The following is a 22546-nucleotide window of genomic DNA, read 5'->3' as shown; positions in this document are numbered from 1 at the left end:
CCTAGGCTGGCCTGCAGGCACCGGCGCCTGCCCGCACTCGGCGGCGCGGGGGCCGGCCGCAGAAGAGGGGGCCTCAGCCGGGGGACGGCAACGGGGTGTTCCGTCGTCGTGCCGGGGCCGGGCGAGCGCCCGCCCGGCGGAGGAGTGGGAGGGAAGCACCGTGTCGGTGAATCTGGCGAAGGGGCAGAGCGTCAGCCTGCAGAAGAGCACGGGGGAGTCGCTGACCGTCGTGCGGATGGGCCTGGGCTGGAAGGCCGCCACCCGCCGCGGCCTCTTCGGCACCCGGACGCGCCAGGTCGACCTCGACGCCTCGGCGCTGCTCTACGCCGAGCACACCCCGTCGGACGTGGTGTTCTTCCGGCACCTGGAGAGCAACGACGGCTCCGTCCGGCACACCGGCGACAACCTCACCGGCGGCTCCGGCGCGGGGGACGACGACGAGGCGATCCTCGTCGACCTCCAGCACGTGCCCGTGCACATCACGCAGATCGTGTTCACCGTCAGCTCCTACACCGGACAGACCTTCGCCGAGGTGCAGGACGCCCACTGCCGCCTGGTCGACGAGACCACCGGGCAGGAGCTCGCCCGCTACCAGCTGGCCGCGGGAGGCCGGCACACCGGGCAGATCATGGCCAAGGTCTTCCGCGAGGAGGCCGGCGGGTGGGCCATGCAGGCGATCGGTGCACCCGCGCGCGCCCGGACGTTCCAGGACATGCTCCCGGCGATCGAGCCCTTCCTCTGACGTCCTTCCTCTGACGTCCTTCCTCTGACGTCCTTCCTCCGAGTGCGTCCTCCGAGCGCGTCCGCGGCCGAGGACTCCTCCGCCGAGGAATTCCGCCGCCCGGGACTCCTCCGCCCGGCGGGCCGTTCGGGCCGTGTGCCGACGGTCTCCGCCCGCCCGGAGACCCCCGCAGCCCTCCGCCGTGCCCCCGGAGCCCGCTGAGCAGGCACGCTCGAGCCGGCCGGGCGCCGGTCCGCGGCGGAGCCCCGGGTCGGCCTTTACCTTCTTTACCCTTTCTTGGGACTTCTGTTAGCCTCGGTGCAGCGGAGGGGAGTACTCCCCAAGCGGTGACCCCGTCAGCACGGACGCCCGCCCATCGGGTGTCCCGGGGTGCCCGCCCGCGTGCCGCTTCGGCGAGCCGCAGGGCGGAGGAGACCTCCGGCAGTGACGATGCCTGTTCGCCTACCTGCCGGAGGAGCAGCTGTGGACGTTTCCCTTGGACTATGGATCGGCACCATCGGGGTGCTGATCGCCCTGATCGTGGCCGACTTCTTCATCGGCGGCCGCAAACCCCATGAGGTCTCCATCAAGGAGGCCGGGATCTGGACCGTGGTCTGGGTCGTGCTCGCGGTCCTCTTCGGCGGCTTCCTCTGGTGGCACTCCGGGGCCACGCCGGCCGGCGAGTTCTACGCGGGCTACATCACCGAGAAGTCGCTCAGCGTCGACAACCTGTTCGTCTTCATCCTGATCATGGGCAAGTTCGCGGTGCCGCGGATCTACCAGCAGCGCGTCCTGATGTTCGGCGTGATCATCGCCCTGGTGCTGCGCGCCGTCTTCATCGCCGGTGGTGCGGCCCTCGTCAGCACCTTCTCGTGGGTGTTCTACATCTTCGGCGCGTTCCTGATCTGGACGGCCTGGAAGCTGATCCAGGACGCCCGCTCCGACGAGGACGAGGAGTTCGAGGAGAACCGCCTCCTCAAGTCCATCGAGCGGCACTTCCCCGCCACGGACGTCTACCACGGCACCAAGCTCTTCATCCGGGAGAACGGCCGTCGCCTGATGACGCCGATGCTCATCGTGATGATCGCCATCGGCACCACCGACGTGCTCTTCGCCCTGGACTCCATCCCGGCGATCTTCGGCCTCACCCAGGACCCGTACATCGTCTTCACCGCCAACGCCTTCGCCCTCATGGGCCTGCGCCAGCTGTACTTCCTGATCGGCGGCCTGCTGAAGAAGCTGATCTACCTCTCGTACGGCCTCTCGGTGATCCTCGGCTTCATCGGCGTGAAGCTCGTCCTGCACGCCCTGCACGAGAGCGGCGTGCACGTGCCGGAGATCGGCATCCCGCTCTCGCTCGGCTTCATCGTCGTGGTGCTCGCCGTGACCACCGTCGCCAGCCTCATGGTCTCCCGCAAGCAGGAGCAGGAGGACCAGCCGGAGAAGATCGACGTCTGATCCACCCCGATCCCGCACGGCGGGGTGCAACCGTGGGGACGGGAGAGCACTCCGCCGTGCGTCTGCGGCGCCGCGCGGGCCCGCCCGCCGTGTTCGCGCCCCGATCCGGTGGCCGTGGCTCCTGCCGACCCGGCGGCCTCCCCGCACGGCCGGCCGTGGATAGGCTCCCGCACATGACGACCTTCAGCTTCCCGCTCGCCGACATCCTGTCCGTCACCACCGAGAAGCTCCTGTCCCGCCGTCGCACGGACGGTGTCGCCGACCTCCTCGACTGGATGACCGGTGACCGTCTGGAGCCGTCGCAGGTGCCCCGTGCCACGGACGAGTGCAAGGCCGAACTCGTTGCGCAGCACCCGTTCCTTGCCGACCTGGAGCCTTCGGACGTCCGCAGCGAGGCGGAGCTGGCCGCCTGGCTCGTCGAAGCGGAGCGTGTTCACGGGGAGTACCTGGAGGTCGTCGCCATGGTCGGCTGGGGGCGTCAGGAGTCGGCCGAGGACGTGCTCGGCCGACTCCGCCGCAGGCGCGAAGGGTCGACCCGGTTCCGGCCGGGCAGCGGCGGCAGCGCACGCCTGGGGTGAGCGGCCGGGCACGATCGCGTGACCCCGTGCTCGCCCGGCTCACGGGCGGGGCCGTGGTGTTCCGACCGGTCCCGCCCGCGCCGGGGCGGGCGCACGGGCCGCACCGGCGGCCGGCTACGACACGGACGGGCCGGGTCGGCGGCGTGCCCTCGTAGGCCGAGGCGAGCCGGATTCCGGCTTCGGTCCATATGGTCCGTGTTACGTACCGACTGTCCCCAGGCTTGGGGCGGGTCCGTCACCTGACGCCCACCGGGTGGACGGCAGCGTGTAAGGGTGCAGGCGAGGGCCGTGCGGACGGCAGGGTGTCGTCACGGGCATTTCTCCTCAAACTTGACGACCCCCAGCGACACTGGCTGACCGTTCAGCGCCGTACCCGGAGCCGGGTCCTGCGTGCACACCTGCCAGTTCGACTCCAGCAGCACCATCCGGCCCTCTTGTAGATCCTTCACCGACCAGCTCGTCGACCGGTCGAGGGCATCCCGGGCAGCAGCCGCGGACTTGCCCTTGAAGTCCGGCAGTGTCGACCCGGCCTTCGGCGTGGAAGCTCCCTGATCCGTGGCGGGGCACTGCTCGTCGAGCTTCACCGCACCCATGTCGATCTTCGCGCCGGTGTCCTGCTGGCCGGAGGCCGGGCTCTGGGTGCACACCTTCCAGTTTCGGTCGTCGAGTTGCATGCGGCTGCGGCCGAGCGCGTCGTGACTGGTGAGCAGGTAGAAGTCGGCGGCCTGTGCCTTGTCCTGCGCGGACTGCAGGCCCATGCCGACGAAGTTCGGCAGTTCGGCGGTCTTGGCCTTCACGGTGGCGGGCGTCGATGTGGCAGCCGCCGGGGACGAGGCCGAGGGCGGTGCTGCCGCGGGCACGGTCGATGCTGGGCTGTGTGCTCCGGCCGGGGTGATGGCGGGCTGCTGGCCGGCGCCGCCCGCGAGTGCGGCAGCGACCAGGACGACGGCGACACCCGCACCGATGGCGGAGAGTGCCTTGTGGGCCTTGACCCAGTCGATGAACGACGGCTGCTTTGACGGTGGCGGAGTGCCCCACTGCGGCGGCTGGGGGGTGGTGGAGTACTGCTGGCTCACGTGTAGCTCCCTGCAGGTGCGGTGGTTCGGACACGCTGGCAGGGCTCGTGTGCACCACGTGGTGGAGTTGCGGAAGTGTTATGTCTTCCGAGGTGCAGGGTGGGTCGACCTTGCCCCAAGGGCCAGGCCGACCCGGTCGATGTGCCTGGTGAGGCGCTGGCGGCTCTCCGCCGGGGTCGAGGCGTGGCACTTGGCGCGCGTAGTCACCCTGACGCGGTCATCCCCCCGGACTTCGACGGGCCCGCCGTGGGTCTTGCCGACCAGGCGGCGGGCGGGAGCGGCCGAGCCGGTCTGCAGTGCGGAGCTGCCAGCAGGCCGCCCAGGCGTGTCGATGCCCCGCTCCCCCTCGGGAGGGCGGGGCACATCGTCACGCGGGGCCTCAGGGGGCGGCGTACCGGGTGACGTCGATGACCTTGCACGACATCTTGCCCTTGATGTCGGAGGCGCCCTGGGCCTTCTGGACGGACTTCTGGCCAGGGGCGAGGCCGTTCGTGGCGGCCATGCCCTCGCCGACCCGCGTGCCGGATGCATCGAGGAACTCCACCTGCACGATGTAGTTCGACGACTTGCTGCTGTGGTTGGTGATGGTGACCTCGGCAGACGGCCAGTGAAGGGTGCCGTCCACCTCACACTTGGTGATCTCGGCGTCCTTGGCCTTGTCACCGTCGCCGGCCGTGGCGGGTGTGGCGGCGTCGCCTGCGGCCGGAGCGGATCCGGCAGGGACCGCGGCGGCGGTGCTCTTCTGGGTCGGGGCGGTCGCTACGGGTTCGCAGGCGACCACACCGGCGAGCAGGCAGACGGCGGTGACGGCGAGCGTGACGGGGCGCATTGGGTCCTCTGGGATCGGGTGGTGAGGGCCCGAACGTATCCGCGTACCGAGGGGTAGGCCGTGGGGTTGTCGTTCCGTGACCGGCCCGGCATCAGAAGGTGACGATGCGTCAGTTTGTTGATTGGGCCCGCTGTTCGAAGGTGGCGCGGATGTCCGGGCGGCTCGTCGGTGCCGCATTCCTGCTGGGGGCCTCGGCGGCCGTGGACACCTCGTGCGCGGTCACGGGCGGGCCTCCTGCGAGGCCGGCCGGTGTCATCCGCGGCCGGTGACGGCCTGCAGTGCGGCTGCCCACGGGTAGACGGCGGGGTTGCCCCGGCCGGGTTCGTCCGGCACGTGGAAGCCCTCGCCGAGGAGCACCCGGACACCGGCGCCGCGCAGCGTCTCCACCGACCGGTCGAACTGCGGATGTGCGGTCAGCGCGGTGCTCGTGCAGGGCATGACCGACAGCGGAACGCCCTTGCCGATCGCCTCGGCCGCGTACCCGATCACCCATGAGGTGGTGATGCCGAGCGCCAGCGAGTTGACCGAGTTCAGGGTGGCCGGTGCGAACAGGACCGCGTCCGCCGGCGGCAGCACGTCCGGATCCCCGGGCCGCCGGTAGCGGGACTTCACCGGGTGCCCCGTCAGCTCCTCCAGCCCGGCGAGGTCGTCGCGCAGCCAGTCCGCCGCGGTCGGCGTCAGGCCGAGGACCACGTCCCACCCGAGGGACCGCCCGAGCCGTACGGCCTTCGCGGCGTCGAGGACCGGCGGGGCGGCGGAGCCGAGCAGGTAGAGCACGGGTGCGGGCATGCCGCCATGCAACCTCCCGCGCCCCGGTGGGGGCAAGCCGCCGGAACCGGTCACCGGGTGAGTCCGGTCAGGCCCTGCCGTGGTGCACCGGCACGTGGGCGGGGCCGCCCTGCGCAGGCGGCCCCGCCGGGTGTTTCACCAGCCGCGTTCGCGCCACTCGTCGAGGTGCGGGCGCTCGGCGCCGAGAGTGGTGTCGGCTCCGTGGCCGGGGTAGACCCAGGTCTCGTCGGGCAGGACGTCGAAGATCTTCTCGTTGACGTCCCGGAAGAGGCTCGCGAAGGCCTCCGGGTCCTTCCGGGTGTTGCCGACGCCCCCCGGGAAGAGGCAGTCGCCGGTGAACACGTGCGGGTGCCCCTGCGGGTCGTCGTAGACCAGCACGATCGCGCCCGGGGTGTGCCCGACCAGCGTCCGGACGGTCAGCTCGACCTGGCCGACGTGCAGCACCTCGCCGTCCCCCAGCAGCAGCTCGGTGGGCACGTCGATGCCCTCGGCGTCGACCCGGCCCGCCGCGGTGCGGGCTCCCGTGGCGGCCACGACCTCGGCGAGCGCCGCCCAGTGGTCGTGGTGGCGGTGGGTGGTCACGACGGTGGCCAGCCGGTCGCCGACGGTCTCCAGCAGGGTCGGCGCATCGGCGGCCGCGTCGATCAGCAGCTGCTCGTCGGTGGCCCGGCAGCGCAGCAGGTAGGCGTTGTTGTCGAACGGGCCGACCGCCACCTTGGTGACGATCAGGTGGGCGAGTTCCCGGACGTCCGGCGGGCCGCCGACCTTCACCGTTCCGTGGTACGTCATCGCACTGCTCCTCGATCGTCCTGTCCGGGTCCGGGCCGAAAGCCCGTCACCTGCATCATCGCGTGTTCAGCCCAGCGGGGGAAGCGACGGCAGGGCGGTGCGCGGGTCCGGCACGAGCGCGCCTGCGCGGTGCACCTGGAGGCCGTCGCCGTCCGAGCGGCCGGAGAGCCAGGCGGTGAGCGCCCGCACCGGGCCCTCGACCGTCAGGGCGTCCGCCCCGGGGCCGCCGGTCCGGGTGCGGGTGCCGGTGTCCTCGGCGACCAGCAGCAGGGCGGGCAGGCCGTCGGCGCCGTCCAGGTGGGCGGCGAGCCGGGCGAGTTCGGCCGCGGCGAACTCCTCCGGCCAGTGCGCGGGGGTGTAGCCGGCGTCCAGGTCGACGTGGTGGTACTCGAGCTCCATCAGCCGCTTCCACGGGAGGTCGTACGCCGGGAAGAGGTAGCCGGTGCGGTGGCGGAGCGTGGCCGTCCAGGCCTCGTCCGGGAGGGTCGCGGCGGCGGCGGCGAAGCGTCCGGCGGTGCGGTCCAGGTCGGCGAGCTGTTCGGCGGGCGGGCGGGGGGCACCGTCCTCGATGCCCCGGTCGCGGGCTTCGAGACTGGCGTACTGCGGGATGTCGGTGCCGGTGCGGGCGCTCTCCAGCAGGTTGACGAGGGAGTCGGCGTTGCGGGCCAGGTGCGCGAGGATGTGGCCGCGGGTCCAGCCGGGCAGGGCGGAGGGGCCCGTCACGGCGGCCGGATCGAGGGCCGCGACGGTCCGCAGGAGGTGGCCGGTGGCCTCGGCCACGGCGGCCAGCCGGGCGGCGGCCGTGGCGCCGGCCTCCTCGGGCCGGAGCCCGGCGGTGCCGGCACCGGCACCGGCACCGGCACCGGCACCGGCACCGGCACCGGCACCGGTCCCGGTGTCGGCGCCCGTGCGGGTGTCGGTGCTCGTGGGGGTGTGGGTGTCGTGCATGGCAGTCTCCCGGATGCTTCCCGTGGTGCCGGCCGGCGTTGCCCGGGGGCCCGTCGGTCGTTGACACGGTGACGCTACCCGTCGCGGGCGCCGCGGAACGGCGGGAATCCCCGTCCCGATGATCAACGTGGCGAGGCCTCATCACTCGTTCGGGTGGTCTCCACTGGACAAGCTCGATATTCGAACGCGTGCGCTATAGGCTGGCGAGCCCGAGCCGGAAGAAAACGCCCATCTCGCTCGTTGGCTTCCCTGGGGTGCCGTTGCGGCTGCAGCCGCCGGGCCAGGGTGGCCCCGCAGCCCCGTCCCCACCAGCCACCTCCCCCGGAGAAAGGCGCCAGAAGCAGTGGCCGACCGCCTGATCGTCCGTGGTGCTCGCGAGCACAACCTCAAGAACGTCTCGCTCGACCTGCCCCGCGACTCCCTCATCGTCTTCACCGGCCTCTCCGGGTCCGGCAAGTCCTCCCTGGCCTTCGACACGATCTTCGCGGAGGGTCAGCGCCGGTACGTCGAGTCGCTCTCGTCGTACGCCCGGCAGTTCCTGGGGCAGATGGACAAGCCCGACGTCGACTTCATCGAGGGCCTCTCCCCGGCCGTCTCGATCGACCAGAAGTCCACGAGCCGCAACCCCCGCTCCACCGTCGGCACCATCACCGAGGTCTACGACTACCTCCGTCTGCTGTTCGCCCGGATCGGCAAGCCGCACTGTCCGCACTGCAGCCGCCCGATCGCCCGGCAGTCCCCGCAGGCCATCGTCGACCGGGTGCTGGAGCTCGCGGAGGGCACCCGCTTCCAGGTGCTCAGCCCGGTGGTCCGCGAGCGCAAGGGGGAGTTCGCCGACCTCTTCGCCGACCTGCAGTCCAAGGGCTACGCCCGGGCCCGCGTCGACGGCGCCACCGTCCAGCTGACCGAGCCGCCGACGCTCAAGAAGCAGGAGAAGCACACCATCGAGGTGGTGATCGACCGCCTCACCGTCAAGGAGAGCGCCAAGCGCCGTCTCACCGACTCGGTCGAGACCGCCCTGAAGCTCGCGGGCGGCATGGTCGTGCTCGACTTCGTCGACCTCGCGGAGGACGACCCCGAGCGCGAGCGGATGTTCTCCGAGCACCTCTACTGCCCGTACGACGACGTCTCCTTCGAGGAGCTGGAGCCGCGCTCCTTCTCCTTCAACTCGCCGTTCGGCGCCTGTCCGGACTGCTCCGGCCTCGGCAACCGGATGGAGGTCGACGCGGAGCTCGTCATCCCCGACGAGGAGAAGTCACTCGAAGAGGGTGCGATCCACCCGTGGTCGCAGGGTCACACCAAGGAGTACTTCCAGCGCCTGATCGACGCGCTGGCCGGCGAGCTGGGCTTCCGCACCGACATCCCGTGGGCCGGCCTGCCCGTGCGGGCCCGCAAGGCGCTGCTGTACGGGCACAAGACCCAGGTCGAGGTGAAGTACCGCAACCGGTACGGCCGCGACCGCTCGTACACCACCTCCTTCGAGGGCGCCGTGCCGTTCGTGCAGCGCCGCCACTCGGAGGCCGAGAGCGACTCCAGCCGTGAGCGCTTCGAGGGGTACATGCGCGAGGTGCACTGCCCCGCGTGCCGCGGCACCCGGCTCAAGCCGGTGGTGCTCGCCGTGACCGTCCAGGACAAGTCGATCGCCGACGTCGCGGCGATGTCGATCAGCGACTGCGCCGAGTTCCTCGGCGCGATGAAGCTCACCGACCGCGACAAGAAGATCGCCGAGCGGGTGCTCAAGGAGGTCAACGAGCGGCTGCGCTTCCTCGTCGACGTCGGCCTGGACTACCTCTCGCTCAACCGCGCGGCCGGCACCCTCTCGGGCGGCGAGGCCCAGCGCATCCGGCTGGCCACCCAGATCGGCTCCGGCCTGGTGGGCGTGCTGTACGTGCTGGACGAGCCCTCCATCGGCCTGCACCAGCGCGACAACCACCGCCTGATCGAGACCCTCGTCCGGCTGCGCGACATCGGCAACACCCTGATCGTCGTCGAGCACGACGAGGACACCATCAAGACCGCCGACTGGGTCGTCGACATCGGCCCGGGCGCGGGCGAGCACGGTGGCAAGGTCGTGCACTCCGGCTCGTTGAAGGAACTGCTCGTCAACGACGAGTCGCTGACCGGCCAGTACCTCTCGGGCAAGCGGTTCATCCCGACCCCGTCCGTCCGCCGGCCGCGCGACCGCAAGCGCCAGATCGTCGTGCACGGCGCCCGGGAGCACAACCTCCAGGACGTCACGGTCGGCTTCCCGCTCGGCACCTTCACTGCCGTCACCGGCGTCTCCGGTTCGGGCAAGTCGACGCTGGTCAACGACATCCTCTACACCCACCTCGCGCGCGAGCTGAACGGCGCCCGCAGCGTGCCCGGGCGGCACACCCGGATCACCGGCACCGACCTCGTCGACAAGGTGGTGCACGTCGACCAGTCGCCGATCGGCCGCACCCCGCGCTCCAACCCGGCGACCTACACCGGCGTGTTCGACCACGTCCGCAAGCTCTTCGCCGAGACGCAGGAGGCGAAGGTCCGCGGCTACCTGCCCGGCCGGTTCTCCTTCAACGTCAAGGGCGGCCGCTGCGAGAACTGCTCCGGCGACGGCACCATCAAGATCGAGATGAACTTCCTGCCGGACGTCTACGTCCCCTGCGAGGTGTGCCACGGCGCGCGCTACAACCGGGAGACGCTGGAGGTCCACTTCAAGGGCAAGTCCATCGCCGAGGTGCTCGACATGCCGATCGAGGAGGCGCTCGACTTCTTCGAGGCCGTCCCCGCGATCGCCCGTCACCTGCGCACCCTCAAGGAGGTCGGCCTCGGCTACGTCCGCCTCGGCCAGCCCGCCACCACGCTCTCCGGCGGCGAGGCCCAGCGCGTCAAGCTCTCCTCCGAGCTCCAGAAGCGCTCCACCGGCCGCACCGTGTACGTGCTCGACGAGCCCACCACCGGCCTGCACTTCGAGGACATCTCCAAGCTCATCCGGGTCCTGGAAGGCCTGGTCGACAAGGGCAACACGGTGATCGTCATCGAGCACAACCTCGATGTCGTCAAGACCGCCGACTGGGTCGTCGACATGGGCCCCGAGGGCGGCAGCGGCGGCGGCCTGGTGGTCGCCGAGGGCACGCCCGAGGAGATCGCGGCGACGACGTCCAGCCACACCGGCAAGTTCCTGCGCGACATCCTCGGCGGCGTCTCCGACGCGGCCGTGCCCGCCGCCCGCAGCGCGGGCAGCCGGGCCACCGCGACGAAGACCGCCGCGACGAAGACCGCTGCGACCCGGGCGGCCACGGCCAAGACGCCCACCCCGAGGAAGCGGGCCGCCGCGAAGAAGTGACCGGCGCCCGTCCTCCGGACGGGAACTGATGCGGCGTCGGCCGCCCCGGTGGTACCGGGGCGGCCCGCTCATCCCCGCGACGTAGACTGCGGCCGGTCCGCCCGTCACCCGCGTCCCAGGAGCCGTCATGACCGAGTCCGCCGCCGCCGCACCCGCCGCCGCTTCCGGCCCCGCCCAGGGTCCGGCCGCCAGCCGCCGGACCCTGCTCTGCGGCGCCGCCGCCGTGCTCGCCGCGGGCGGGGCCGTCGCGGTCACCGGCTGCTCGTCCTCCTCCGGCAACGGCAGCGGCAGCGCCGGCGGCGGCGCGGGCACCGCGGCCGCCACCACCCCCGCCGCCCCGGTCGACCTGGGCGCGGCCGCCGACGTCCCGGTCGGCGGCGGCAAGGTCTACCGCGAGCGGCGGATCGTCGTCACCCAGCCCGTCGCGGGCGAGTACAAGGCGTTCAGCGCCAAGTGCACCCACGCCGGCTGCATCGTCGACGAGGTCAAGGACAAGCAGATCGACTGCCCCTGCCACGGCAGCCGCTTCTCGATCACCGACGGCGCCGTGGAGGCCGGACCGGCGCCCACCCCGCTGCCCGCCTACACGGTCGTCGTCGCGGGCGGCAACCTCCAGGTCACCCCGGTCTGACGGGTCGGCCGCGGCGGCCCGCGAAACCGGCCACGGACCGTCACCGGCAGTCGGTACGGTAGGGGCATGGCAGACCCGTCCACCTACCGTCCGGCGCCCGGTGCGATTCCGCTCTCACCCGGGGTCTACCGGTTCCGCGACGCGCACGGCCGGGTCATCTACGTCGGCAAGGCCAAGAGCCTCCGCCCGCGGCTGTCCTCCTACTTCCAGGACATCGCGGGCCTCCACCCCCGGACCGCGACCATGGTCACCACCGCGGCCTCGGTGGAGTGGACCGTCGTCGGCACCGAGGTCGAGGCGCTCCAGCTGGAGTACTCCTGGATCAAGGAGTACGACCCGCGCTTCAACGTCAAGTACCGCGACGACAAGAGCTATCCCGAGCTCGCCGTCACGCTCGACGAGGAGTTCCCCCGCGTGCAGGTGATGCGGGGGGCGCACAAGAAGGGCGTGCGCTACTTCGGCCCGTACGGCCACGCCTGGGCGATCCGCGAGACCGTCGACCTGCTGCTGCGGGTCTTCCCCGTGCGCACCTGCTCCAACGGCGTCTTCAAGCGGGCGGCCCAGGTCGGCCGCCCCTGCCTCCTCGGCTACATCGGCAAGTGCGCCGCGCCCTGCGTCGGCAAGGTCACCGCCGACGAGCACCGCGCGCTCGCCGAGGAGTTCTGCGACTTCATGGCCGGCCGCACCGGCGGCCACCTGCGCCGCCTGGAGCTCCAGATGCAGGAGGCCGCCGTCGCCATGGAGTACGAGAAGGCGGCCCGCCTGCGCGACGACATCGGCGCCCTCACCCGCGCCATGGAGAAGAACGCCGTCGTCCTCGCCGACGGCACCGACGCCGACCTGCTGGCCCTCGCCGAGGACGAGCTGGAGGCCGCCGTCCAGATCTTCCACGTCCGCGGCGGCCGGGTCCGCGGCCAGCGCGGCTGGGTCACCGACCGCGTCGAGGACGTCGACACCGCGGGCCTCGTCGAGCACGCCCTGCAGCAGCTGTACGGCCCGGGCAGCGAGGCCGTGCCCCGCGAGGTGCTCGTGCCCGCCCTGCCGGAGCCCGCCGGGCCCGTCCACACGTGGCTGTCCGGCCTCCGCGGCGCCCAGGTCGACCTGCGCGTGCCGCAGCGCGGCGACAAGAAGGACCTGATGGAGACCGTCCGGCGGAACGCCCAGCAGGCGCTCGCGCTGCACAAGACCAGGCGCGCCTCCGACCTCACCACCCGCAGCCGCGCCCTCCAGGAGATCGCGGACGCCCTCGAACTCGACTCCGTGCCGCTGCGCATCGAGTGCTTCGACGTCTCGCACCTGCAGGGCGAGGACGTCGTCGCCTCCATGGTCGTCTTCGAGGACGGCCTGGCCCGCAAGAGCGAGTACCGGCGCTTCCAGATCAAGGGCTTCGCCGGCCAGGACGACGTCCGCTCGATGCACGAGGTGATCGGCCGCCGCTTCCGCCGCTACCTGCAGGAGCGCGAGCAGACCGGCGAGTGGGCGGTGCCCGAGGAGGTCGCCGCCGGCGACGAGGCGGACGGCGGTGCGGCGGCCGGCCCGGTCGACCCGGAGACCGGGCGTCCCCGCCGCTTCGCCTACCCCCCGCAGCTGCTCGTCGTCGACGGCGGTCGGCCGCAGGTCGCCGCGGCCCGCCGCGCACTCGACGAGCTCGGCATCGACGACGTCGCCCTCTGCGGCCTCGCCAAGCGCCTGGAGGAGGTCTGGCTGCCCGGCCAGGACGACCCCGTCGTGCTGCCCCGCAGCAGCGAGGGCCTCTACCTGCTGCAGCGCGTCCGCGACGAGGCGCACCGCTTCGCGATCACCTACCAGCGGGCCAAGCGGTCCAGGCGACTCACCTCGGGGGAGCTGGACTCGGTGCCCGGGCTGGGCGAGACTCGCCGCCAGGCCCTGCTCAAGCACTTCGGTTCGCTGAAGCGCCTGCGCGCCGCCACCGTCGACGAGCTGTGCGAGGTGCCGGGGGTCGGCCGCCGCACCGCGGAGACTGTTGCCGCGGCGTTGGCCTCGCGGACACCCGCCGCACCCGCGGTGAACACCGCCACCGGCGAGATCATTGACGACAGCGCCGACCCGGCCGGGCCCGGCGAACCCCGGGAGACGCCATGACGGCCGACGCCGCCCGTCATCACCGGTGCCCGTGCCGCGCCCACCGGGGCGGGGCCGGGAAGCACACCGGTGCCCGGAGCGTTCTTCCGAAGCGAACCACCGAGAGCGGGGAACCGAAGTGACTGTGTCCGACGTGGGCGAGAAGGCACCGGAGCTGGTGATCATCTCGGGGATGTCCGGCGCCGGCCGGAGCACCGCCGCGAAGTGCCTGGAGGACCTGGGCTGGTTCGTGGTCGACAACCTGCCGCCCGCGCTGATCCCCACCATGGTCGACCTCGGGGCCCGCTCCCACGGCGCGGTGCCCCGGATCGGCGCGGTCGTCGACGTCCGCGGCCGCTCCTTCTTCGACGACCTCCTGACCTCCCTGGAGGAGCTGGAGAAGCGCGGGGTGCACCTCCGGGTGGTCTTCCTCGACTCCTCGGACGAGGCCCTGGTGCGCCGCTTCGAGTCGGTGCGCCGCCCGCACCCGCTGCAGGGCGACGGCCGCATCGTCGACGGCATCGCCCAGGAGCGCGAGCTGCTGCGCGACCTGCGCGGCGAGGCCGACCTGGTGATCGACACCTCGAACCTCAACGTGCACCAGCTGCGCGCCAAGCTCGACGCCCAGTTCGCCGACCACGACGAGCCGGAGCTGCGGGCCACGGTGATGTCGTTCGGCTTCAAGTACGGCCTGCCGGTCGATGCCGACCTCGTGGTCGACTGCCGCTTCCTGCCGAACCCGCACTGGGTGCCGGAGCTGCGTGCGCGGACGGGCACCGACGGTGAGGTGGCGGACTACGTCTTCAAGCAGCCGGGCGCCCAGGAGTTCCTCGACGGGTACGCCGAGCTGCTGCGGATCGTGACCGAAGGGTATCGCCGCGAGGGCAAGCGGTACATGACTCTTGCCGTAGGCTGCACCGGTGGCAAGCACCGGAGCGTCGCCATGTCCGAGCGGCTGACGAAGCGTCTGATCGCGGACGGCGTGGAAACGGTGCTCGTCCACCGCGACATGGGCAGGGAGTGACACCCCGGGGCTGACCGGGCCGACCCGCCCGGCAGCTCGACGGGGCACCAGTACAGGAACGTGGGGTCGGTGTGACGGGATACTCGCCAGCACGGCAGTTGCAGCAGAGGTCCGGCGAGCGAGCCCTGGCCGGGAACAGTCCGGCCGCCCACAAGACGCGCCCCGGCGCACCCCGGATCACCGCGCTCGGCGGCGGGCAGGGCCTCTCCGCCTCGCTGTCGGCGCTGCGCCGGCTCACCAACGAGCTGACCGCCGTCGTCACCGTCGCCGACGACGGCGGGTCCAGCGGGCGGCTGCGCGCCGAGCTCGGCGTGCTGCCCCCGGGCGACCTGCGGAAGGCCCTGGCGGCCCTCTGCGGCGACGACGACTGGGGCCGCACCTGGTCGGAGGTGCTCCAGCAGCGCTTCACCGGCGACGGCGACCTCGGCGGCCACGCGGTCGGCAACCTGCTGATCGTGGCCCTGTGGGAGAAGCTCCGCGACCCGGTGGAGGCGCTCAACTGGGTCGGCCGGCTGCTGAACGTCCAGGGCCGGGTGCTGCCGATGTCCGCCGTCCCGCTCGACATCGAGGCGGAGGTCCGCGGCCACGACCCGGACCGCCCGCACGAGGTGACCGCCGTCCGGGGGCAGGCGAGCGTCGCCGTGACCCCGGGCACCGTGGAGTCCGTCCGGCTGCTGCCCGAGCAGCCGCCCGCCGTCCCGGAGGCCGTCGCCGCCGTCCTGGAGGCCGACTGGGTGGTCCTGGGGCCCGGCTCCTGGTTCACCAGCGTGCTGCCGCACCTGCTGGTGCCCGAGCTCGCGAAGGCGCTCACCGAGACCCGCGCGCGCCGTCTCCTCACGCTCAACCTGGCGCCCCAGCCGGGGGAGACCGAGGGCTTCACCCCGCAGCGCCACCTCGACGTGATCGCCGACCACGCCCCCGACCTGGCCGTCGATGCCATCCTGGTCGACGAGCGGGCGGTCACCGGCGGCGCCTTCGGCCTGGCCGACCTCGCGGGTCTGGAGAAGGCCGCGGAGCGGATGGGCGCCGCACTGGTGCTCGGCCGGGTCGCCCGGGCGGACGGTTCGCCGCGACACGACCCGGAGCTCCTGGCTGCGGCGTACGACCGGATTTTCCGGACACATGGAAGGATCGGCCCATGGCGATGACTCCTGCGGTGAAGGACGAAATCTCCCGGCTCCCGGTCACCCGGGCCTGCTGCCGGAAGGCGGAGGTCTCGGCGATCCTGCGGTTCGCGGGCGGTCTGCACATCGTGAGCGGCCGGATCGTGATCGAGGCCGAGCTGGACACGGGCATCGCGGCCCGACGGCTGCGCAAGGACCTGCTGGAGATCTTCGGGCACTCCTCGGACCTCGTGGTGATGGCTCCCGGCGGGCTGCGGCGCGGCAGCCGGTACGTGGTGCGCGTGGTCAAGGACGGCGAGCTGCTGGCGCGGCAGACCGGGCTCGTGGACGGCCGTGGGCGGCCGATCCGGGGCCTGCCGCCGGCGGTGGTCTCCGGGGCGACCTGCGACGCCGAGGCGGCGTGGCGCGGCGCCTTCCTGGCGCACGGCTCGCTGACCGAGCCCGGCCGGTCCTCCTCCCTGGAGGTCACCTGCCCCGGTTCGGAGGCGGCGCTCGCCCTGGTGGGCGCGGCCCGCAGGCTCGGCATCCCGGCGAAGGCGCGCGAGGTCCGCGGCGTCGACCGCGTGGTCATCCGTGACGGTGACGCGATCGGCGCACTGTTGACGCGGCTGGGTGCGCACGAGTCCGTGCTGGCCTGGGAGGAGCGCCGGATGCGGCGCGAGGTCAGGGCGACGGCCAACCGGCTCGCCAACTTCGACGACGCCAACCTGCGCCGTTCCGCGCGGGCGGCCGTGGCGGCCGGGGCGCGGGTGCAGCGCGCCCTGGAGATCCTCGGCGACGAGGTGCCCGAGCACCTGGCGGCCGCCGGCCAGCTCCGGATGCAGCACAAGCAGGCCTCGCTGGAGGAGCTGGGCGCGCTCGCCGACCCGCCGCTGACGAAGGACGCGGTGGCCGGCCGGATCCGCCGCCTGCTGGCGATGGCCGACAAGCGGGCCTCCGAGCTCGGCCTGCCGAGCACGGAGGCCAACCTGACCGACGAGATGGCGCTCAGCTGAGCCTCGCGTCCCACCCGTCGGACGGCCGGCGTCCCGCAGAGCGGGCGCCGGTCGTTCCGTGTCCGAACGTGCGTGCGGGGCGGGGGTGGTCCGCGGCCCGCCGGGAGCGGCGCCGGGCGGCGGCCCCCGCAGGGGCCAACTGCCCGCTCCGCGCCGGGTGGAGCGGCCGCGGGCCGGTGCGCGGCCCGGCCTGCGGCGGGTCCGCCGGAGAGGCGATGTGCCCACCCGACCCGGGGAGGGGTAGGGTCATGGGTGGTCGGGGACATCCCATTTCCACCCCGTCGGCATAGCTCCGGCGTACCTAACGAGGAGATCGGTTCGTGACGATCCGGGTAGGCATCAACGGATTCGGCCGCATCGGCCGCAACTTCTTCCGTGCGGTTCGGGCCCAGGGCGCGGACATCGAGATCGTCGGTGTCAACGACCTGACCGACACCAAGACCCTGGCGCACCTGCTCAAGTACGACTCCATCCTGGGCACCCTGCAGGCCGAGGTCTCGCACACCGCCGACAGCATCACGGTCGACGGCAAGACCTTCAAGGTGATCGCCGAGCGCGACCCCGCCAGCCTCCCCTGGGGCGAGCTGGGCGTGGACATCGTGATCGAGTCCACCGGCATCTTCACCAAGGCCGACCAGGCCAAGAAGCACGTCACGGCCGGTGCCAAGAAGGTCATCATCTCGGCGCCCGCCACCGACGAGGACGTCACCATCGTGATGGGCGTCAACGACGACAAGTACGACGCCGCGAACCACACGGTGATCTCCAACGCCTCCTGCACCACCAACTGCGTGGCGCCGCTGGCGAAGGTGCTGAACGAGAACTTCGGCATCGTCAAGGGTCTGATGACCACGGTCCACGCGTTCACGAACGACCAGGTCACCCTGGACTTCCCGCACAAGGACCTGCGCCGCGCCCGTGCCGCGTCGCTGAACATCATCCCGACCTCGACCGGTGCCGCCAAGGCCACCGCCCTGGTCCTGCCCGAGCTCAAGGGCAAGCTGGACGGCACCTCGCTGCGCGTCCCGGTCCCGACCGGCTCGATCACCGACCTGGTCGTCACCCTGGAGCGCGAGGTCACCGTCGAGGAGGTCAACGCGGCCTTCCAGAAGGCTGCCGAGGGCGACCTCAAGGGCATCCTGGAGTACACCGAGGACCCGATCGTCTCCTCCGACATCGTGAACTCGCCGTTCTCGACCATCTTCGACTCCCTGATGACCATGGCCCAGGGCAACCAGGTCAAGGTCTTCGGCTGGTACGACAACGAGTGGGGCTACTCGAACCGCCTCGTCAACCTGACCTCCCTCGTCGGTGGCCAGCTCTGACCTCAGCGGGAGCTGACGTGATGTGAGGAGCAGGGCCCGGAAGGCCACAGGCCGTCCGGGCCCTCGCTTCGCGTCCTTCACCCTCACGCGCCGTGTTCCCGGCGGCCCGTCGCCGTGCCGCCGACACGCTCCACCCTTCTCCCCGGGAGACCGAAGACCGTGAAGACGATCGAAGACCTCCAGGTCGCCGGCCAGCGGGTGTTCGTCCGCGCCGACCTGAACGTGCCGCTCTCCGGCGGCGAGATCACCGACGACGGCCGCATCCGCGCCGTCGCCCCGACCATCGCCAAGCTGGTGCAGGCCGGCGCCAGGGTGGTCGTCGCCTCGCACCTGGGCCGCCCCAAGGGCGAGCCCGACCCGCAGTTCTCCCTCGCGCCGGTGGCGGTCCGCCTCGGCGAGATCCTCGGTGTGCCGGTGGCCTTCGCCACCGACACCGTGGGCGAGAGCGCGAAGGCCACCGTCGCCGCCCTGGCCGACGGCGAGGTCACGCTGCTGGAGAACCTGCGCTTCAACGCCGGCGAGACCGCCAAGGACGACGCCGAGCGCGGTGCGTTCGCCGACGAGCTGGCCGCCCTCGCGGACGTGTACGTCGGTGACGGCTTCGGTGCGGTGCACCGCAAGCACGCCTCGGTGTACGACCTGCCGGCCCGCCTGCCGCACGCCGTCGGCGACCTGATCGCCACCGAGGTGGGCGTGCTCAAGCGCCTCACCGACGAGGTGGCCCGGCCGTACGTGGTCGTGCTCGGCGGGTCGAAGGTCTCCGACAAGGTCGGCGTGATCGACAACCTGCTCGGCAAGGCCGACCGCATCCTGATCGGCGGCGGCATGGCGTTCACCTTCCTCGCGGCCCAGGGCCACGAGGTCGGCACCTCGCTGCTGCAGAAGGACCAGATCCCGACCGTGCTGGAGTACCTGGAGCGCGCGAAGGCGAACGGCGTCGAGTTCGTGATCCCGGTGGACGCCGTGGTCTCCGGGGGCTTCCCCGACCTGAAGACCAAGGCCCCGGTCGAGGACCGCCGGGTCGTCGACGCGGACAAGATCCCCGCCGACGCCCTGGGCCTGGACATCGGTCCGAAGTCCGGCGAGCTCTTCGCGTCCAGGATCGCGGACGCGGGCACCGTCTTCTGGAACGGCCCCATGGGCGTCTTCGAGCACCCGGCCTTCGCCGACGGCACCAAGGCCGTCGCGGGCGCGCTGCTCGACTCCGACGCGTTCACCGTGGTCGGCGGCGGCGACTCCGCCGCGGCCGTGCGCATCCTGGGCTTCGACGAGACGGAGTTCGGGCACATCTCGACCGGCGGTGGCGCGAGCCTCGAGTACCTGGAGGGCAAGACCCTCCCCGGTCTCGCCGCCCTGGAAGGCTGAGGCAATGACTGAGCGTCTCCCGCTGATGGCGGGCAACTGGAAGATGAACCTCAACCACCTTGAGGCCATCCAGCACACCCAGAAGCTGGCGTTCGCGCTGGCCGACAAGGACTACGCGGCCGTCGAGGTCGCCGTCCTCGTCCCCTTCACCGACCTCCGCTCGGTGCAGACCCTGGTCGACGGCGACAAGCTGAAGATCAAGTACGGCTCGCAGGACATCTCGCAGTACGACTCCGGTGCCTACACCGGCGAGATCTCGGGCCCGATGCTCTCCCGGCTGAAGTGCACCTTCGCGGTGATCGGCCACTCGGAGCGCCGCCAGTACCACGGCGAGGACGAGCCGGTCGTCAACGCCAAGGTGAAGGCCGCCTACCGCAGCGGGATCACCCCGATCCTGTGCATCGGCGAGCCGCTGGACGTCCGCAAGGCGGGCACCCACGTCGAGCACACCCTCGCCCAGCTGGACGGCGCCCTCGACGGCGTCCCGGCCTCGGACGCCGAGAGCATCGTCGTCGCGTACGAGCCGGTCTGGGCGATCGGCACCGGCGAGGTGGCGACCCCGGAGGACGCTCAGGAGGTCTGCGGTGCGATCCGCGGCCGCCTGGCGGAGCTCTACTCGGCCGAGCTGGCCGACAAGGTCCGTGTCCTGTACGGCGGTTCGGTGAAGTCCTCCAGCGTGGCCGGCCTGATGGCGAAGCCGGACGTGGACGGCGGGCTCATCGGCGGCGCCTCCCTGGACGCCGAGGAGTTCGTCAGGATCGTGCGCTTCCGGGACCAGGCAGTAGGCTAACGCCGCTGCAGCAACGTAGGCTTTGGGGCCGGACCGCTTCCATGCGGTCCGGCCCCGTCGCCGAAGATACGAGAGAGTTGGTCCCGCCGTGGTTCTCGGGTTCTCGATTGCCCTGATCATCTTCAGTCTTCTGATGATCCTCCTGGTGCTGCTGCACAAGGGGAAGGGCGGCGGCCTGTCCGACATGTTCGGTGGTGGTGCGATGTCGACCGGTGGCGGTTCCGCGGTGGCCGAGCGCAACCTCGACCGCATCACGGTCATCATCGGCATCGCCTGGTTCGCCTCCGTCGTGGTGCTGAGCCTGCTGCTCAAGTACCAGAGCTGACGCTCCGTCGGCTCCCGCCTATGCTGGGAGGGTCCTGGTGGCAGAGGCGGTAGTGGCAGAGCTTTAACTCCCGCTTACACTAGGACGACTTCGCCACCGTCCGCACGCCGCGGCCGGCCGGCACCAGCACGCAGGGAGTCAGACCGTGGCAAGTGGCAACGCCATTCGAGGAAGCAGAGTCGGTGCCGGCCCGATGGGCGAGGCGGAGCGCGGCGAGTCCGCCCCCCGCAACCGGATCTCCTTCTGGTGCGCGAACAAGCACGAGACCCGTCCCAGCTTCGCGGCCGAGGCAGCGATCCCGGAGACCTGGGACTGCCCGCGCTGCGGGTTCCCGGCAGGCCAGGACGAGCACAACCCCCCGGCCCCGGCCCGCAACGAGCCGTACAAGACGCACCTCGCGTACGTGCGCGAGCGCCGCACCGACGCCGACGGCGAGGCGATCCTCGCAGAGGCGTTGGCGAAGCTCCGCGGCGAGATCTGAGCAGCCGCCGGGGGCGGCGCGGAGGCCGCCCTCCGCGCACCGTCCCGGCGCAACCTGCGAGCGCACACGGAGAACGGCCCGGTCCCCTGCGAGGGGGCCGGGCCGTTCCGTGTCGTGCGGCGGGGCCGCTCAGCCGTGGAGGTCCGGCAGCTCGGCCGCGGCCGTGCGGTCGAGCAGCCACAGCGTCCGGTCCGTGCCGTACGCGCCGGAGGCCGGCGCCTGCAGTTCGCCCGGGCCGCTGAGGGCCAGGGCGACCGCCCCGGCCTTGTCCTCGCCGGCCGCGAGCAGCCAGACCTCGCGGGCCGCGCGGATCGCGGGCAGGGTGAGCGAGATCCGGGTGGGCGGGGGCTTGGGCGCGCCGCGCACGCCGATCACCGTCCGCTCGGTCTCGTGCACCCCGGGGTGCTCCGGGAAGAGCGAGGCGACGTGGGTGTCCGGGCCGACGCCGAGCAGCAGCACGTCGAACGCGGGCACGCCGAGGCCGGAGCCCGGCTCGGCGTGCTTCGCGAGCTCGTCGGCGTACCGCTCGGCCGCGGCCTCGACGTCGGAGCCGTCCGGGCCGTCCGAGGCCGGCATCACGTGCACCCGGGACGGGTCCAGCGGGACGCGGTCGAGCAGCTCGGCGGCCTGGACGGCGTTGCGCTCCGGGTCGTCCGCGGCGACGAACCGCTCGTCGCCCCACCAGAGGTCGAGCCGGGCCCAGTCGACCGCGTCGCGCGCCGGGGAGGCGGCGATCGCGGCCAGCAGGGCGTTGCCGTTCCGGCCGCCGGTGAGCACCACCGAGGCGGTGCCGCGGGCGGACTGGGCGTCCACGATCCGGGTGATGAGGCGGGCCGCGGTGGCCTGCGCCATCAGCTCCTTGTCGCGGTGGACGACCAGCTGCGGGGCCGCCGTCATGACGCGTTCCGCTTGCGGGCCGCGGCCTTCTTGGCGGGTGCCTTCTCCGTCGCCGCGCCGGCGTCGGCCCCGGCGGCCGCCTCGGAGGACGCGTCGGCGGGCTCCGCGGGCGGCGTGCCGTCCGCGGCGGGCGCACCGAGCTCCGCCACCGGGGTGCGGACGGCGGTCGCGTAGATGTCGTCCGGGTCGAGGCGGCGGAGCTCCTCGGCGATCAGCTCGGCGACCTCGCGGCGCTTGAGCGCGACCATCCGGTCGGGCGCGCCGGGCATCGAGAGGGTGCCCATGAGCCCGTCGGGCCGGTCGAGGACGATGTCGCCGTCCTCGGTGCCGAGGCGGACGGCGGTGATGCCGGGGCCCGCGGTGACGACGCGTTCCACGGGGACGTCGAGGCGGTTGTGCAGCCACAGGCCGAGCAGCTCGACGCTGGGGTTGTACGGCTCGCCCTCGACGGTGGCGTGGGTGACCTTGGTGGGGCGCTGGTCCAGGGCGGCGGCCAGCATGGAGCGCCAGCCGGTGATCCTGGTCCAGGCGAGGTCGGTGTCGCCGGGGGTGTAGGTCGCGGCCCGCTGGGCGAGCTGGTCGACCGGGGACTCCGCGGTCACCGCGTCGGTGATGCGGCGCTGCGCGAGCGCGCCCAGCTTGTCCTTGGCCGGTGCCTGCGGGGCGTTCTCCGGCCACCAGACGACCACCGGGGCGTCCGGCAGCAGCAGCGGCAGGACGACGGACTGGGCGTGCGAGGCGAGTTCGCCGTGCATGCGCAGGACGACGGTCTCGCCGGACCCCGCGTCGGAGCCCACCAGGATCTCCGCGTCGAGGCGGGCCTGGGCGCGGGCCCGCGGCGAGCGCCCGGCCCGCTTGATGACGGCCAGGGTGCGGGAGGGGTGTTCGCGGGAGGCGTCGTTGGCGGCCTTGAGGGCGTCGTAGGCGCTGCCCTCGTCGGTGACGATGACGAGGGTGAGGACCATCCCGGCGGCGCCCGCGCCGGCGGCGCGGC

At 72.3% G+C, this 22546-nt stretch carries 21 protein-coding genes; 14 read left to right on the top strand and 7 right to left on the bottom strand.

Going from position 1 to position 22546, the window contains the following annotated elements; genetic code table 11:
* The first annotated feature begins 160 nt into the window (after positions 1 to 160).
* From SNE206_RS27750 to SNE206_RS27740, 3 genes are all read left to right on the top strand, one after another.
* Positions 161 to 742 carry a TerD family protein gene (locus SNE206_RS27750; protein ID WP_407916238.1) on the top strand — a complete coding sequence of 194 codons (582 nt, stop codon included), beginning with the start codon at positions 161 to 163 and terminating at the stop codon, positions 740 to 742.
* Positions 743 to 1204: 462 nt separating this feature from the next.
* Positions 1205 to 2179 (top strand): TerC family protein, encoded by a 975-nt coding sequence (locus SNE206_RS27745; protein WP_407916237.1) that lies wholly within the window; start codon positions 1205 to 1207, stop codon positions 2177 to 2179.
* A gap of 173 nt (positions 2180 to 2352) precedes the next feature.
* The gene (locus SNE206_RS27740) at positions 2353 to 2757 is read left to right on the top strand and encodes a hypothetical protein (protein ID WP_407916236.1); all 405 of its coding nucleotides are present in this window, start codon (positions 2353 to 2355) and stop codon (positions 2755 to 2757) included.
* A 308-nt stretch (positions 2758 to 3065) separates the two neighbouring features.
* Here the strand turns inward: SNE206_RS27740 and SNE206_RS27735 are convergent, their stop codons facing one another.
* From SNE206_RS27735 to SNE206_RS27715, 5 genes are all read right to left on the bottom strand, one after another.
* Entirely contained in the window at positions 3066 to 3833 is a 768-nt protein-coding gene (locus tag SNE206_RS27735) for a hypothetical protein (protein WP_407916235.1), read from the bottom strand.
* A 379-nt stretch (positions 3834 to 4212) separates the two neighbouring features.
* Positions 4213 to 4662 carry an FxLYD domain-containing protein gene (locus tag SNE206_RS27730; RefSeq protein ID WP_407916234.1) on the bottom strand — a complete coding sequence of 150 codons (450 nt, stop codon included), beginning with the start codon at positions 4660 to 4662 and terminating at the stop codon, positions 4213 to 4215.
* Positions 4663 to 4914: 252 nt separating this feature from the next.
* Positions 4915 to 5451, bottom strand: a complete 537-nt coding sequence (locus SNE206_RS27725) for a flavoprotein (protein ID WP_407916233.1) — start codon at positions 5449 to 5451, stop codon at positions 4915 to 4917.
* A 135-nt stretch (positions 5452 to 5586) separates the two neighbouring features.
* Positions 5587 to 6240, bottom strand: coding sequence for an MBL fold metallo-hydrolase (locus tag SNE206_RS27720; RefSeq protein WP_407916232.1), 654 nt, complete (start codon positions 6238 to 6240; stop codon positions 5587 to 5589).
* 66 nt (positions 6241 to 6306) lie between these two features.
* Positions 6307 to 7188 carry a maleylpyruvate isomerase family mycothiol-dependent enzyme gene (locus tag SNE206_RS27715; protein ID WP_407916231.1) on the bottom strand — a complete coding sequence of 294 codons (882 nt, stop codon included), beginning with the start codon at positions 7186 to 7188 and terminating at the stop codon, positions 6307 to 6309.
* A 343-nt stretch (positions 7189 to 7531) separates the two neighbouring features.
* Between SNE206_RS27715 and uvrA the strand changes: the two genes are divergently transcribed.
* The 11 genes from uvrA (at position 7532) to SNE206_RS27660 (ending at position 20655) form a co-directional block, all read left to right on the top strand.
* Entirely contained in the window at positions 7532 to 10513 is a 2982-nt protein-coding gene (gene uvrA / locus SNE206_RS27710; RefSeq protein ID WP_407916230.1) for an excinuclease ABC subunit UvrA, read from the top strand.
* A gap of 127 nt (positions 10514 to 10640) precedes the next feature.
* Complete coding sequence (locus tag SNE206_RS27705; protein ID WP_407916229.1) at positions 10641 to 11144, top strand: Rieske (2Fe-2S) protein; 504 nt, start codon at positions 10641 to 10643, stop codon at positions 11142 to 11144.
* A gap of 66 nt (positions 11145 to 11210) precedes the next feature.
* Positions 11211 to 13247: an excinuclease ABC subunit UvrC gene (uvrC, locus tag SNE206_RS27700; RefSeq protein WP_407916228.1), complete on the top strand. Its 2037-nt coding sequence runs from the start codon at positions 11211 to 11213 to the stop codon at positions 13245 to 13247.
* A gap of 124 nt (positions 13248 to 13371) precedes the next feature.
* Positions 13372 to 14250 (top strand): RNase adapter RapZ, encoded by an 879-nt coding sequence (rapZ, locus tag SNE206_RS27695; protein WP_405015376.1) that lies wholly within the window; start codon positions 13372 to 13374, stop codon positions 14248 to 14250.
* Positions 14251 to 14375: 125 nt separating this feature from the next.
* Positions 14376 to 15398: a uridine diphosphate-N-acetylglucosamine-binding protein YvcK gene (gene yvcK / locus SNE206_RS27690; protein WP_407916273.1), complete on the top strand. Its 1023-nt coding sequence runs from the start codon at positions 14376 to 14378 to the stop codon at positions 15396 to 15398.
* Positions 15389 to 16369: a DNA-binding protein WhiA gene (gene whiA, locus SNE206_RS27685; RefSeq protein WP_405011203.1), complete on the top strand. Its 981-nt coding sequence runs from the start codon at positions 15389 to 15391 to the stop codon at positions 16367 to 16369. Before yvcK ends, whiA begins: the two co-directional genes overlap by 10 nt.
* A 320-nt stretch (positions 16370 to 16689) precedes the next feature.
* Positions 16690 to 17694: a type I glyceraldehyde-3-phosphate dehydrogenase gene (gene gap, locus SNE206_RS27680; RefSeq protein WP_405011202.1), complete on the top strand. Its 1005-nt coding sequence runs from the start codon at positions 16690 to 16692 to the stop codon at positions 17692 to 17694.
* A gap of 159 nt (positions 17695 to 17853) precedes the next feature.
* Positions 17854 to 19059 (top strand): phosphoglycerate kinase, encoded by a 1206-nt coding sequence (locus tag SNE206_RS27675; RefSeq protein ID WP_407916227.1) that lies wholly within the window; start codon positions 17854 to 17856, stop codon positions 19057 to 19059.
* Positions 19060 to 19063: 4 nt separating this feature from the next.
* Positions 19064 to 19849, top strand: a complete 786-nt coding sequence (tpiA, locus tag SNE206_RS27670) for a triose-phosphate isomerase (RefSeq protein ID WP_407916226.1) — start codon at positions 19064 to 19066, stop codon at positions 19847 to 19849.
* A gap of 88 nt (positions 19850 to 19937) precedes the next feature.
* On the top strand, positions 19938 to 20174 hold the full coding sequence (gene secG / locus SNE206_RS27665; RefSeq protein ID WP_407916225.1) for a preprotein translocase subunit SecG: 237 nt from the start codon (positions 19938 to 19940) through the stop codon (positions 20172 to 20174).
* Positions 20175 to 20367: 193 nt separating this feature from the next.
* Positions 20368 to 20655 carry an RNA polymerase-binding protein RbpA gene (locus tag SNE206_RS27660; protein ID WP_257019256.1) on the top strand — a complete coding sequence of 96 codons (288 nt, stop codon included), beginning with the start codon at positions 20368 to 20370 and terminating at the stop codon, positions 20653 to 20655.
* Between the two features lie 129 nt (positions 20656 to 20784).
* On the opposite strand, the gene pgl is transcribed toward SNE206_RS27660, so the two are convergent.
* A complete protein-coding gene (pgl, locus tag SNE206_RS27655) occupies positions 20785 to 21552 on the bottom strand; it encodes a 6-phosphogluconolactonase (protein ID WP_407916224.1) in 768 nt (255 codons plus the stop codon).
* On the bottom strand, positions 21549 to 22546 hold a 998-nt coding region (opcA, locus tag SNE206_RS27650; RefSeq protein WP_407916223.1), incomplete at its 5' end, for a glucose-6-phosphate dehydrogenase assembly protein OpcA. The genes pgl and opcA, both read right to left, overlap by 4 nt.

This window comes from Kitasatospora sp. NE20-6, assembly GCF_045862635.1.
This window is presented reverse-complemented; position numbering and strand designations above follow the sequence as displayed.